Annotated in this window: 12 protein-coding genes; 5 read left to right on the top strand and 7 right to left on the bottom strand. The window is 55.7% G+C overall.

The genetic code is table 11. The features are described 5' to 3' along the window. Positions 1–7: 7 nt before the first annotated feature. Positions 8–997, top strand: a complete 990-nt coding sequence (locus tag AMS69_RS03130; protein ID WP_053966635.1) for a hypothetical protein — start codon at positions 8–10, stop codon at positions 995–997. 118 nt (positions 998–1115) lie between these two features. Here AMS69_RS03130 and AMS69_RS20085 read toward each other — a convergent pair whose 3' ends face one another. From AMS69_RS20085 to AMS69_RS03115, 3 genes are all read right to left on the bottom strand, one after another. Then, positions 1116–1421 (bottom strand): hypothetical protein, encoded by a 306-nt coding sequence (locus AMS69_RS20085; RefSeq protein ID WP_155119934.1) that lies wholly within the window; start codon positions 1419–1421, stop codon positions 1116–1118. A 232-nt stretch (positions 1422–1653) separates the two neighbouring features. After that, the gene (locus AMS69_RS03120) at positions 1654–2319 is read right to left on the bottom strand and encodes a PH domain-containing protein (protein ID WP_053966633.1); all 666 of its coding nucleotides are present in this window, start codon (positions 2317–2319) and stop codon (positions 1654–1656) included. 125 nt (positions 2320–2444) lie between these two features. Next, a complete protein-coding gene (locus tag AMS69_RS03115) occupies positions 2445–2927 on the bottom strand; it encodes an FxLYD domain-containing protein (RefSeq protein WP_053966632.1) in 483 nt (160 codons plus the stop codon). Between the two features lie 727 nt (positions 2928–3654). Here AMS69_RS03115 and AMS69_RS03105 point away from each other — a divergent pair. From AMS69_RS03105 to AMS69_RS03095, 3 genes are all read left to right on the top strand, one after another. Continuing rightward, complete coding sequence (locus tag AMS69_RS03105; RefSeq protein WP_053966630.1) at positions 3655–4122, top strand: hypothetical protein; 468 nt, start codon at positions 3655–3657, stop codon at positions 4120–4122. Next, positions 4119–4400, top strand: a complete 282-nt coding sequence (locus AMS69_RS03100; protein WP_053966629.1) for a hypothetical protein — start codon at positions 4119–4121, stop codon at positions 4398–4400. The genes AMS69_RS03105 and AMS69_RS03100 overlap by 4 nt, the downstream gene beginning before the upstream one ends. Before the next feature lie 340 nt (positions 4401–4740). Continuing rightward, positions 4741–5091 carry a hypothetical protein gene (locus tag AMS69_RS03095; RefSeq protein WP_162230982.1) on the top strand — a complete coding sequence of 117 codons (351 nt, stop codon included), beginning with the start codon at positions 4741–4743 and terminating at the stop codon, positions 5089–5091. Between the two features lie 304 nt (positions 5092–5395). Here AMS69_RS03095 and AMS69_RS03090 read toward each other — a convergent pair whose 3' ends face one another. Genes AMS69_RS03090 through AMS69_RS03080 form a run of 3 tightly spaced genes read right to left on the bottom strand, consistent with a single transcriptional unit; the run spans position 5396 to position 10392 of the window. Next, positions 5396–6118, bottom strand: coding sequence for a M48 family metallopeptidase (locus tag AMS69_RS03090; RefSeq protein ID WP_053966627.1), 723 nt, complete (start codon positions 6116–6118; stop codon positions 5396–5398). Next, a complete protein-coding gene (locus tag AMS69_RS03085; RefSeq protein ID WP_053966626.1) occupies positions 6111–9086 on the bottom strand; it encodes a type I restriction endonuclease subunit R in 2976 nt (991 codons plus the stop codon). The genes AMS69_RS03090 and AMS69_RS03085 overlap by 8 nt, the downstream gene beginning before the upstream one ends. Beyond that, positions 9079–10392 (bottom strand): restriction endonuclease subunit S, encoded by a 1314-nt coding sequence (locus AMS69_RS03080; protein ID WP_053966625.1) that lies wholly within the window; start codon positions 10390–10392, stop codon positions 9079–9081. Before AMS69_RS03080 ends, AMS69_RS03085 begins: the two co-directional genes overlap by 8 nt. Before the next feature lie 185 nt (positions 10393–10577). Between AMS69_RS03080 and AMS69_RS03075 the strand changes: the two genes are divergently transcribed. Continuing rightward, the gene (locus AMS69_RS03075) at positions 10578–11852 is read left to right on the top strand and encodes an IS4-like element ISHma1 family transposase (RefSeq protein WP_053966624.1); all 1275 of its coding nucleotides are present in this window, start codon (positions 10578–10580) and stop codon (positions 11850–11852) included. On the opposite strand, the gene AMS69_RS20480 is transcribed toward AMS69_RS03075, so the two are convergent. Next, positions 11849–12319 (bottom strand): hypothetical protein, encoded by a 471-nt coding sequence (locus tag AMS69_RS20480; RefSeq protein WP_202904509.1) that lies wholly within the window; start codon positions 12317–12319, stop codon positions 11849–11851. The two genes, AMS69_RS03075 and AMS69_RS20480, sit on opposite strands and share 4 nt — an antisense overlap. Positions 12320–12590 lie beyond the last annotated feature (271 nt).

Here is a 12590-nt window from a genome sequence, read left to right as displayed (position 1 = left end):
CGCTCGCATGACCTTCGGCTCTACGTGGCAGAATCTCATTGAGAACGTCGAAGAACTCCCTTCAGACGCGACTCTCGTCACCCCACTCTCGCGCAAGGCGTTTCGCGTGACCGACGTACAGGAACAGCGAGTCTTGATTCAGTACCGTGACGACGACGAGACGATACCCCTACAGCGCGACCAGTTCGAGACGTTGTTTCAGCGGGTTCAGGACTCGCGTGGCGAGTTCGAGTTAGACCGACTCCCACCGGACGCTGAACCCTACGCGACCGTGCTGTCTTTGCACCCGCGCTTCGAGATAGCCGACCGCGAAGGGACGCTAACGGAGTCGGAGACTTCCACAGGCTCGCCGTTGGTCGAAGCACAAGGAGACACCGACGACGGCGACGAAGAGCGAGAAGAGCCGGATGTGGCCGTCTACAGTGACGCTCTGTTGCTTATTGACGCTCTCGAACGCCACGACGTGACTACGCTCGAAGACGTAGAGACGCCCGCTCTCGTCAACCTCTACACCCTGCTATCGGACGTACAGCGCAACGCCAACGACCTGCGCCAAGACGTACGAAGTGTCCTTCTCGACCGATTACATCATGACCAACCAGTGAGCGGCCAGTTCGGGTCAGTCCAACGGACGAGTCGTCGCAACCGGTCGCTCAAGGACGACGGGGTGGTGCTGAACGCCTTCGAGGCCGCTGGTATCGAACGGGAACGACTGACCACTGTCGATTCGAGCAAGGTGGACGAGGCACTTGATGTGACCGAACTCTCCGAGACGGACGTGTACGAAGTCGAAGAGAGCGAGTACGTTCGGAAGGCCGACGTGGACGAAGACAAGAAGGAGACGCGCCTACAGGGCCTCAAAGACCAACTCGCGGCCACCCAAGGCGAGGAAGCCGACGAACTCCGCGAGGAAATCGAAGAACTTGAGAGCCGTATCGAGGAACTGACCGAGTTCCGAAGCGGGCGGTCGTTCCACACGTCTGCTGGTGGGAGTTAGTCGAACTGGTATATGGGCCTCTTCCTACCCGTTATTCGGTGGCGATAGCGTGGCCTCGCACTTCCAACACTCTGAATCGTACTCGCCAACCGCAGTCCCGCAGAACGGACATTGTGCTTCAAAACTCACAGAACTCACCACCCTTCGTGGGGAACACTTCTGCGATACCACTGCGGTACTCTCGGTCGCTTCTCTTCAGGCCGAGTGAAAGAGCCTTCCGCACCGACTGGTCGTATCTATCCACGTCAACCAGAATCCCGTCTTCGGGAGATACGACGATACCTTTCTGATTCTCGGTCACTTCGCATTTGTATCCGCAGGACGGGCAAGTGGCCCGCAGATGACTCCCGCTGTAAGGCCAAACGTAACCCCCACGGGGACAGTTCACCACGGTATCACCGGGCTTCGCGTACTCTGGTATCATACAGACTTCCCGAGGGAGCGGAAGAAGTTAAATTATTCTGACGTTTTATGCAACTCGTTACGTAATTAACCTCAATGCAAGAAACCGCAATACTCCGGACATTCCCGTTCCCGTAATTGTGTAGCCGCAAACTGGTATCGTAGAATTTGCTCGGGTTTGGTCTATTCAGTTATACGTCTACACCGAAAGCCTTCAAAATAAGCACTCGCCCGAATCCGTGTTCATCTTCACTTCACCCGGTGACCCCTCCTTTCACCTTCTTACGATGGCTTTTTGCTTTGAGGTAGAACCATATTGCAAGCGGAATCCCGACTATCGTGATGAATGAAAAGCCAGCCAACACCGAGTGAATCGCCCGCCACTTGTTGTGTGCGGCGGGGTTGAACCCACAGTTCGGACACCGGCTAACTCCTTCTGAAACACCTTGGCCGCACTCGATACAGGATTCCGTCTGGTGTAGGTCCGCAGAGTGAGAACCCGAAGGAGCCGCTCCCGTAGACCGCTGACCGCTCGCTTGTTCCCGCATGAACTCGACCATCATTTCCAACTCGGTATCTTCGGGCTTGTCTGCCCGGAACGAGTAGTCCTTGCCCTGAACGGTGCGGAACTTGACCCGCGTACCAGTCATGCCACTGTTTCCAAGGTCGGCACCAGCGAGTTCATCATACTCGAACGAGTCCACATGGCTACTCATTGCCTTCGGGATTTTCAGAAACACTCGCTGGTCAGTGACAACTAACCACGGACGACCTCGGAGGTATCCCAACTTCTCCGTAGACCCACGGTAACTCTGTTCGACCTTGTTCCCTCGGGCAAGGTACTGTACCTCTTCGTCGGCTCGGAGTTCGTCTTCGACCTTGCTAACCGTCTTGTTCGTTACGTAGTTTCCTTCGGGCATTTCAGGACACCTGTCTTGTTGGCAAATGATAATGAAACGGTAAATAACATTCGGCAACGTCTGATTCGTTGATTCGAGAGTGGTGATTGCATGACCCCGGCTACTGGTATTGTGAACGTCGCCGGTCAGAACCCGGTCGTCACTTCGACTTCGTACTCTTCAATACGGCTCTCTTCCTGCCCGGTGAACATACAGTCGAACTCCCACTCACGCCCACCAGCAAGGTCGCTCACGTTATCGAGTCCTTCGCCTATCTGCGTACCTTCCGAGTCGAGGAACGTCGCGGTCGCCTCGACGTAGCCGATTTCACTGTCGGTATTGTTGACAGCGGTGCCACGAACGCCCGAAGAGAACTCCTCGCTGTAGAACTCGTGGTTCAGGATTTCCACGTCGGGCTGGTCGTTGCCACTACTGTTTCCGCTGTTTCCGCTGTTACTATCGCCACCGTTGCCGTCGCCGCCACTGTTGTCCGAGTTGCCGTTACTGCTGTCTCCGCTGTTGTCGTTCGCGTCTCCGCCACCGGAGTCACCGCTGTCTTCCGTACATCCCGCGAGGGCGAGGCCACCAACAGTTGCTCCGATAGTTGCGAGGTACTTGCGTCGTTGCATTTCGATACTAACGTGACATGGGGCGCACATAATTGTTACTGTAGTCAACGCTAAGTTGTTTGTAGTGTACCATTCGTGGTATGTAACGACGATTAGCGCGACTCTCCGGCAATGCGAAAATCCGCAGATTGGATGACTATCGCGGACGAGCGGATACTTGAGTTTCTACGCGATAACGAATCCGGTACCCCTACTACCATATCAAGAAACGAAGACGTTCGCTTCGGTCGTTCTCACATCCATCAACGTGTCAAAAAGTTAGAATCACATGGACTTGTTCGTTTTCTCGGCAACGGAGTGTACGTCCTTACTGACGAAGGCAAACAGTATCTCGACGGCCAACTCGACGCGGCTGAACTCGAACCCGACGACGACAACTGACTCCGTACATCCCCTAAACCGGAAAGAGAACACTTCTACCCTGACTTCCGAGGGTAGTAGCACCGACAGCGAGCCGTGAGAGCGGCGTGAGTAGTGTGTGAGCGTGGTCGAAGCCCGACCGAGTGGTTTGGGCCGTCGTTTCTGATGTTCGCTATGAGGCGCTGTGCGTCTATGTGAGTGACCCCCGATTCTTCACGCGCATTGTCTATAGAGTTATAATTCCCTACAATTATAATCCCACGGCACCTACTCTATAGTACGGAGTCACTGTCTCTTCGGGGCAATCTCACTACGAGAAAGCCCGGCGCTTGGGACGCCGGACAGTGGCTTTCGGGAGTGAAAGCCAATGCAAACTACGTCTGCCGAGAGGCATGAGAGTACCGACCTCGAACAGCGCGATGTACGCGCCTTGACAGAGTACATGACGACCCTTCCGGTCGGGGGCGACATGTACTCGGTGACGACGCAGAGCGGGTCAGAGTACCGTGTGGACGCCCTCGAAGGGCGCTGTACGTGTCCGGACAAGCAGTACAACCTCAAGGACGGCGAACTCTGTAAGCATGAACGGCGCGTTCGGTTCGCCACCGGTCAGTGGGCTATCCCCGCATGGATTGACGCCGACGAGGTAGACGCCCAACTCGGTCAGCACGTCGAAGGGACGCCGAAGGTTGCCGCGACCGACGGCGGCGTGACTTTGGCCTCGTTCACCACCGGGGACGACGACGAAGACGGGTGCTGGTGCGACGACCACGACTTCCCGTGCTTCGACTGCTACAACGTTGGTCGCCGTGACCTGCCGGGTGAGGGCGAATGACTCGACCGTCCCCGGCGGCGGCTCTGAACGGCGTACAGGTGGGCCACATCTGCGACCGGTGCAACAGGGGAATCAGGACCGGCGACAAGGCGGTCGCCTACGGGACCTACTACGAGCGTGGCGGATGGACGCTCCGACGAGTCTGGTGTGACGAGTGCGCTGATAGGGCTATCAGCAACGAGACGGACGGTGCTGACGAGGTACTTGTGGAAGCGGTGTACTGGCAGGGGAAACTCGTCTCGGTGACGGCGATAGCCCGAAGCCGTCCCTCGAATTGAACAGACGACGGGTTGGACTGAGAACGAGAATATGCCCGTAATATCAGACTTGTTTAATTATGGCGTATTAATCTGATAGCCCTAATAGCGCCCATATGCCTGTTTTCTCTCTCATTATCCCTATTCACATATTATTGCTGTCATGAAATGAGTTAAGTATCTGCTGAACCAGTTGTAGTATGCGATGGAACGAAATGTTCGGCAATCGGTCTGCAATGACTTGAGGGACAAGTACGAGGAATTAGACCTTGAATCAGTTTTCATTAGAGAAGGGCCACAAGGGCGTGAACTGGTTCCGTTAGCCCGGTGGGAAATCAAACGAAAAATCCGACAGCGTGTGTTGTCCGACGAAGAAAAGTACCTGATTGAAGGCAGAACGGGTCACCTGCCGTTAGAACAGACCGTGTATCCAGAATACCACAAGGAAATAGACGTATCTCTTAACGAGTTCATCAATGATTGCCTTCGGTTCGGGATTCTGAAGGAGTCAAGTCGTGGAAAATATGAACTGGTGAGGGCCGACCCCACTGTGTTCGAGTCCGAGCGAGAGGGGGTTCGTATTAGGTGTAGGTGGGAAGGAATCTATACAGTCTACCGCCATCGTATGAACACCTCGGGAGAAATCAACGTGAAGGCCAATGGCGACCCCGCAATTGACGGCAGAACGCTTCAAGACCCGCTTTCATGGTGAGAACATGTCGGACAACACTATCCAAACTGAACTCGATTGCTCGTAACTATCCACAGTCTAATGAAACGAAATCAGAAACATGGCAAGTGTGAGCGGTGCGGTCGTGACTTCGACACCGCTGTCGGATATGCCTATATCAACTATGCACACGTCGCTCGGAACAGCCCTTGTGCTGACTCTGAAGAGTACACGTTTGGCTTGTGTTCCCTGTGTGAGATGGCTTTCAATGATTGGTTGGATTCGGGAGCAAGTAGACGGGTCTAATCGACTGGTCAAGTATGGTCAGAATCCACTTCGTGTGTAATCACACGTCTTCTTCACTGAAAATCAGCCTCGCGCTGTTCTGTTCTAACCACTCGGCCTTTGCCTTGTAGTCAGGGACGTGTTCCCCGACCAACTTCCAGAACTCCCTGCCGTGGTGCTGTTCGGTCAGGTGGGCGAGTTCGTGAACAACGAGATAATCGACAACCTTGGGCGGGGCCAGAATGAGCCGCCAGTTCAGGCTAATCGTCCCGCCGGTCGAACAACTGCCCCACCGGGTTCGCTGGTTCCGGAGTTCGAGTTTCTTGTACTCGACGCCCATGCGTCCGGCGTAGTAGTCGATACGTTCGGTGAGGTGGTCCCGTGCCCGGCTCCGGTAGAAGTTTTCCAGAACTCGCTTCACCGAGGACTGTTCAACGGCGCTCTTTCGGAGACGAATCGAGTCTTCGTCTACCTCGTGCTTTCGGCGTGGCTCTATGACGAGTTCTCGGTCTTGGCCGAGGAATGGAAAGGACTCGCCAGCCTCGAAGGTCCGGTCGGGGACTTGCTCACGGTAGGTGTCGTACTTCCGTTGCTGGTCCACGACCCACGCCGCGTTCTCCTTCAGCAATCTCGATGGACGAGCGTCCTCGGACTCGGGAAGGACGACCGTTACGCCATGAATGTCCACGTCGATACGCGGCTCATTGGCGTCGGCACTGCGGCGTACCTCGTACTCAATGGGATTCCCCAACAGGTCGATTTGTCGGGGTTGTGCTTTAGCCATTGTTCGCTATGAGGTAGTTCCGAATCGCGTCTACGAAATCGTCGTCGTCCTGAATCAAGCGTCCAAGGTCGTACTGCTTGACCAGCACGTCCAGCAGGATACGCTCAATTTCAGCGATTGTTTGTTGGTTCGTCTTCCAGCCGTGGTATCCTCGGTCCACACGGTCGCGGAACTGCGAGACAATTTCCTCGGCCACGGCTTCGGCCTGTTCTTCGGAGTCGATTGTCTCAGTTGTCTCTTCGGTCAGGTGGGTGTAGATAGCGAACTCGGCGGCTTCCATCCCTCTCTCGTTGGCCTCGGCTTCCACTTCCAGAATCTCCTCTTCGACGGCCTTGAGGGCTTCAACGGCTTCGGGGTCGCCTATCTCGTCTCCCTGCCAGCGTTCCACTATGTCCGTCACGCGCTCGCTCAAACGCTTGTAGCGGGGGTTCTGGTTCTCCCGAGGGTGCAAGTGTTCGCGGGTCGCGTGGGCAATTTGCGAGGCCTTCACGCCGGGGTTGTCCAGTCCCTCTACGTCTTCGAGGTATTCCTCACCGAGTTTGTACGTCGGGAAGTCCCGCTTGATTTCCCCGATTTCGACGTTCTCGCTGATTATCTCGCGGGTCTTCTCCTGCATGTCCTCTTCGGGGTCGTCGTCGCCGGACGTGGTTCGCTTGAACGCGACGTGGACCCGACTCAACCACTTGTAGTCGTCTTCGATTCCGCTCTCTATGAGCCGCTTGTCGGGCGCAACGGACTCGTAGAGCGATTGTAGCCGTCGGAAGCCCTGTTTGAACTGGCGGCGTTCGGGATGGGTGCTGACGCGTTCTACGGCCTCGTAGGCCGCCTCTTGGGTGTCGTTCTTCGGTATCCCCTCGAAGATTTCCATGACCGTTTCCAACTGGTCTTTCAGGTCCTCGAAGAGTTCGCTCTTGTCGCGGGCGGCGTAGGCTTTCGTCTCGTCGTCGTAGTCCAGCGCCTCGTCGATGTTCTCGAAGACGCCTTGGAAGTCCACTATCTCGCCGTTCTCCTTGCCCTCGGCGGGTCGGTTCGTCCGGGCGATAGCCTGCATGAGCGTGTGGTTCTTGAGGTTCCGGTCGAGGTAGATGGTCTTCAGAATCGGGGCGTCGAAGCCCGTCAACAGCATGTTGTGGACGACCAGCAGTTTCGGGTCCTCGTCTTCTTTGAACGACTTGATGATACTGTCGCGCTCGTCAGGGTCGGTATGGAACTGCTGAATCAGGTCCGGGTCGTCGTTCGTCGTGGTGTAGAGGACTTCCACTTCGTCCTCGCCGCGACGGTCGGTGAGTCGCTGGCCGTACATGGCCGCTGACCGGCGGCTCGGTGTGACGACCATCCCCTTCCAGCCGTTCGGGGAAACGTGGTCGTCGTAATGCTGGTCGATTTCCTCGACGGCCTTGTCTACGCGGGGTTCGATTTCTGCGAGCGTGGTCGTGTTGACCGCTTCGCGGATGAACTCGCGCTTCTCGTCTTTGGTGAGGCCCCGAAACTCTTGGTCGAACTCGTCGTCCAGCCCGGCCTCGTCTATCTGCCATTCCATCTCGTGCCGGAGCGTGAAGTAGACCGGGAGAATCAGGCCGTCCTCGATACCTTCCTTGACCGTGTACTGGTGTAGGTACCGTTCGCCGGTTCGGTAGTCTTCGCCGTCAGGCGAGAACTCGCGGAAGGTGTTTCGGGCCTTCTGTGTCTCTCCTTCTCTGACCGGGGTGCCGGTGAAACCGAAGTGGTAGCAGTCCGGAAGCGCGTTGTCGAGACGACTGCCAAGGTCGGCTTCCATAAACCGGTGGGCCTCGTCGCTCATGACGATTACCTCGTCGTTGCCCTGCGTGTCCGGCTCTACGTCCTGAAACTTCTGAATGGTCGTAAGGACGAGTTCGCTCTGACCCTCTTCTATGAGTTCTTCGAGGTGGTCGATACCCGTGGCTTCGGTCCACCGTTCGAGGGAGAGGTTCGCCAGTTGGTCCCGCATTTGGGAGTTCAGTTTGTCCGTGTCCACGATAATGAAGACCTGCGGATTGTCGGCCATGTCGCGGGATAGCAGGTTCTCGGCGGCGTAGAGCATGGTGAAGGACTTCCCCGACCCCTGCGTATGCCAGATAAGGCCGGTCTTGTCTTCGCCCTCCCCCACGCGGTCGAGAATCGCGTTCACGGCGTAGTACTGCATGTACCGGGGGACGATTTTCGCGTCCCCGCCAGCGCGGCGCTCGTAGAAGACGAAGTTCCTCAGCAGGTCCAGAAGGGAGCCGGGATTGCACAGCGCCTTCACGGCTTGGCGCATTTCGTTGTCGTCCTCGAACTTCTCCGGGGCGTCGTTCCACGGCTCGTAGAACTCGCGCGGTGCGCCGACCGCACCGTATCGGAGTTCCATCGTGTCGGCGGCGACGTTGAACAGGCCGGGGACGAACAGTCGAGGTACGTCGTCTTCGTAGGCCAGAAGGTCGCTCACGGCGTCGTGCCAGTCGTTGTCCTGCGCCCGGCTCTTCAGTTCCATCGTCACGAGCGGAATCCCGTTGACGAACAGGTTCACGTCCGGACGGATGGTCGTCTCCCGCGACACCGAGAACTGATTCACGGCGTGGAAGGCATTGTTCTCGGGGTTCTCGTAGTCAATCAGGTCTACGTAGACGGTCTTCGTCACGCCGTCGTCGCGCCGGACGGTGAAGGTCTTCCCTTTGGTGAGCAACTGGTGGAACGCGCGGTTGCCGTCCATCAGGTTCTCGGAATCAAGGTCACGTTTCAAGGACGAGATGAATTTCTCGACGTTTTCCTCGGTCACGTCCTTGTTCAGCGCGACGACTTGTTCGGCCAGCAGGTCCCAGTAGACGACTTCGTGGCTCTGCCGGTCATACGCGGCGTCGAGGGCGCTCGCCCCACGGTCGCCGTCCTCTCCGTAGGTATCCCACCCGACGGTATCGAGCCACGACAGAAGCGAGTGTTCTACGCCCTCTTCGGATGGGTGGTCAGCCATGCTGTGCGATTTCCTCCGGTACCTCGATATTCGTGTCGGCCGTTCTGACTGTTCCCGACAGCAGGTCTTGCATGAGGCCTTCTTTCAATCGCTTGAGTTGAGCAGAATGTTCCATATTTGCTTCCACATATTCACGATAGCTACCCAACAAGGCGGCAATTTGCTCTTGCTCGTCAATGGGTGGAACAGGGATTTTCATTCCCTCAACATCTTCCACACGCATATGTTTGGTAGTGGAACCAACTGCTACTCTTCGATACCAACTCTGCATTTTCTCGGAGTATAATAGTTCTAACAGATAGTGCGAATTTAATACTCCGGCTTCCGGACGGAGTTGCATTGTACGTTGACCGAGACACAAGCGTTCTCCCTCAGGGATTTTGAACGCTTCCCCGATTGGTGCTTCACGCGTGAAAACTACGTCGTCCGGTTTTGGCTCAATTCGTCTAATCCGGTCTTCATACACTTCCTCTGAGACATAGGGCGACTCTTCGGGATTGTATCTCCCTTCCTCAATTTCTGAGGTTAGAATCACTCGTATCCCATCATCGGAATATTCTGGCGTGGTATTTAAGCAATCAACTACATCTGAACAAACCTCATCAAGCCGGAGGAAACGCCAACTCGGTGGGATTTTTCCAATCCGAGTTTCTTTTAATTCGCTTCCATCTAAATTTCGGAATCTACCATCAGGCCGGATACCCTGAGAGAACACGTTTTGTCTTAGTCCATCCCTCACCGATTTTGTTTGTTCGATGATTCCCTTGGTCTTCTGAATCGCTTGGTCAACGTTGTGAAGGACGGTGGCGATTCGGCGTTGTTCCTCAAGCGGTGAAAGGTCAAACTCAAAGTTACTGAAGAGGTTCCATGAGGTACGTGGCATACGGGTACCAGCCGAGGTACGTCGGGCGTAATCGTAGGCTGGTTTTGAACTCAATCGGTACAGCAGGTACTTTGCGTTGATACCCTCTTCCGCGACGATTGGGAATATGTCAGTCGAAGCAACGCCCTCGAAATCGGGCTGTGCGGATTTCTCAAGGTTGGGCCGGAGTTTTGCGAACAGAATATCTCCGGCCTCGAAACGTCGTTTAGTGCTTGATAGGCCGCCAACCGGTTCCCACTCCGGGTACGGCGTGTTGGGGTCGATATGTTCGAGTCCAACATGCATATCCAAGTCCACTTCCTGCGGGTCAACGTTCTCCGACCGCTTTCGAGATACATCTTCAAGCCGCACCTCTCGCCACTTCTGTCCCTGTTCGTCCTCTGAATCATCCAGTCTCTCGTCCAGTCCGACTTCCTCACTCATAGTTCAGCGCCCCCATGTGGCTATCCATCCGCGCTTCTATCTCGTCACGCTCGGCCTGTAACTCGCGTAGCATCCGTCTTTAGCTAAGAGAGAAACCGCGTGACAGCAGCGGCTTATCGAGGCTTCTTTTCGAGAGGAATGAGGAGGCGATAGCTGTGTCCAACAGAGCCTCCTCATCGAGAATCATGCGTCGGCTCACTACACTGTTTCCCTCTGAGTTCCTCGAAGAGCACGCCGAGGAACTCGGCGTGGTCGAGCGAGAGGGTAAGCTCCAGATTCCTGTCCTCGTGTGGGCGCTCGTGTTCGGCTTCGCCGCAGGCGAGAGCCGAACACTCGCTGGGTTTAGACGCTGCTACAACGCTACAGCTGACGAACCGATCTCTTCTGGCGGCTTCTATCACCGGTTGACACCGTTACTCGCAGAGTATCTCCGCGACCTCGTCGAGCGCGGCCTCGACGAAGTCGCTGTCCCTGATGCTGTTGATGCTGATATCGACCGGTTCAGGGACGTGATGATCGCTGATGGAACGGTGTTGCGGTTGCACGAGTTTCTTTCTGATGAGTTTCAAGCCCGCCACGAGGAGCAGGCTGGAGCGAAGCTCCACCTGCTCCACAACGCTACCGACCAGACCATAGAACGGATCGATGTGACTGATGAGAAAACGCACGACAGCGCGCTATTCAAGACAGGATCGTGGCTGCAAGGACGACTGGTTCTGTTTGATCGAGCGTACTTCAAATACCGCCGCTTTGCGTTGATCGACGAGAACGACGGCTACTTCGTGAGTCGGCTGAAGCAGAACGCAAATCCGGTGATAACGGCGGAATTACGGGAATGGCGCGGCCGCGCCATTCCCTTGGAGGGCAAACAGATCCACGATGTGGTCGATGATCTCTCGCGGAAGTACATCGACGTAGAGGTGGAAGCGGAGTTCAAGCGTGGCCAGTACGAGGGAACCCGGTCGCTGGACACGAAGCGATTTCGCGTCGTCGGCGTCCGCAACGAGGACGCCGACGACTACCACCTATACATCACGAATCTACCGAGAGAGGAGTTTCTCCCGGCGGATCTAGCGACGCTGTATCGGTGTCGATGGGAAGTAGAAACGTTGTTCCGTGAGTTGAAGACGCAGTACGAACTGGACGAATTCGACACGAACAACCCTGATGTCGTGAAGATTCTACTGTACGCAGCGTTGCTGTCACTGCTGGTGAGTCGTGAGTTGTTGGATCTGGTCACTGAGCAGGCCGACGATGAGATCGTGTTTCCGCCGGAACGCTGGGCGGCGACCTTCCGGTCGCACGCCCAGCTCATCCTTCACGAACTCGGTGAGTACCTCGGTTACTCGCCACCGCCGTTGTTGGAGCGGCTAATCGAAGATGCCCAGAAAATCCACCAACAACGACCGATCTTACAAGAGACGCTCGCTACCGCTACACAACCGAGGTGTGAGTCTTAGCTAAAGACGAATAGCCCCGGTAACTGTGTCCTGGCAATGTAGGGAGTCATGAACCCCAAAGCGTAGCCGAGGAAGTGCTCATACAGATTTAGCACACCGCTATCGACCTGTGGGCTAGCGGGGAACGCGATAATTGGGATAAGGAAAAGTAACAAAACAGTGAGTAAGAGCAGGTCGGTGTACCCGGTTGCCCGCATTGCAGATTTAATCTTCGTTCGTGCATTGTCGGTCTGATCGTACACTGAGAGGCCATACAATACTGTACTGAGCACCGTCGCTAAAACCAGACCGGCGGTGCCCAGCAGTACTGTCGGGTTCTGAAGGAGCACGGACTGGAGGCTCAACACTGAGATAAACCCCAAACTTGCAAAGAATAAAGCTGGCGCGAACACGCTGACTGGACCGATATCGAAGTTCGTATCGAGGGACTCACTCAGTGCCAGTGGGAGGTAGCCGACAAAGACCATGACGACTCCCGAGGCACCGAATGTTACAGACGACCTGGCAATCGCGAGATTCAGATACGAAAGAACGGGAGGACACGCAACGAAGGTCGTGAAGGCAAACACTCGGAACTGCTGCTGACGGCCGCTCAGGACGCTTAGGACATACAGTAGTGGGACTACGAGGACGTACAACCCGACGTTCGTAATCAGATGTCCGAACTCGAAATGAATGAACGTAGATGTAAACGCTGCGAGCAGTGTAGGGTTTCTATAATTAAAAACGAGCGATTCA

The sequence above is a fragment of the Haloarcula rubripromontorii genome (genome assembly GCF_001280425.1).
Lineage (GTDB): Archaea > Halobacteriota > Halobacteria > Halobacteriales > Haloarculaceae > Haloarcula > Haloarcula rubripromontorii.
Note: the sequence above shows the minus strand (reverse complement) of the source record. Positions and strands in the feature narration are given on the sequence as shown.

Bases quoted from the DNA above. Each gene is read 5' to 3' on its own strand.
- AMS69_RS03120 (WP_053966633.1), bottom strand. From the start codon at position 2,319: ATGCCCGAAGGAAACTACGTAACGAACAAGACGGTTAGCAAGGTCGAA.
- AMS69_RS03080 (WP_053966625.1), bottom strand. From the start codon at position 10,392: ATGAGTGAGGAAGTCGGACTGGACGAGAGACTGGATGATTCAGAGGAC.
- AMS69_RS03075 (WP_053966624.1), top strand. From the start codon at position 10,578: ATGCGTCGGCTCACTACACTGTTTCCCTCTGAGTTCCTCGAAGAGCAC.
- AMS69_RS03085 (WP_053966626.1), bottom strand. From the start codon at position 9,086: ATGGCTGACCACCCATCCGAAGAGGGCGTAGAACACTCGCTTCTGTCG.
- AMS69_RS03105 (WP_053966630.1), top strand. From the start codon at position 3,655: ATGCAAACTACGTCTGCCGAGAGGCATGAGAGTACCGACCTCGAACAG.
- AMS69_RS03115 (WP_053966632.1), bottom strand. From the start codon at position 2,927: ATGCAACGACGCAAGTACCTCGCAACTATCGGAGCAACTGTTGGTGGC.
- AMS69_RS20085 (WP_155119934.1), bottom strand. From the start codon at position 1,421: ATGATACCAGAGTACGCGAAGCCCGGTGATACCGTGGTGAACTGTCCC.
- AMS69_RS03090 (WP_053966627.1), bottom strand. From the start codon at position 6,118: ATGGCTAAAGCACAACCCCGACAAATCGACCTGTTGGGGAATCCCATT.
- AMS69_RS03100 (WP_053966629.1), top strand. From the start codon at position 4,119: ATGACTCGACCGTCCCCGGCGGCGGCTCTGAACGGCGTACAGGTGGGC.
- AMS69_RS03130 (WP_053966635.1), top strand. From the start codon at position 8: ATGACCTTCGGCTCTACGTGGCAGAATCTCATTGAGAACGTCGAAGAA.
- AMS69_RS20480 (WP_202904509.1), bottom strand. From the start codon at position 12,319: ATGGTCTTTGTCGGCTACCTCCCACTGGCACTGAGTGAGTCCCTCGAT.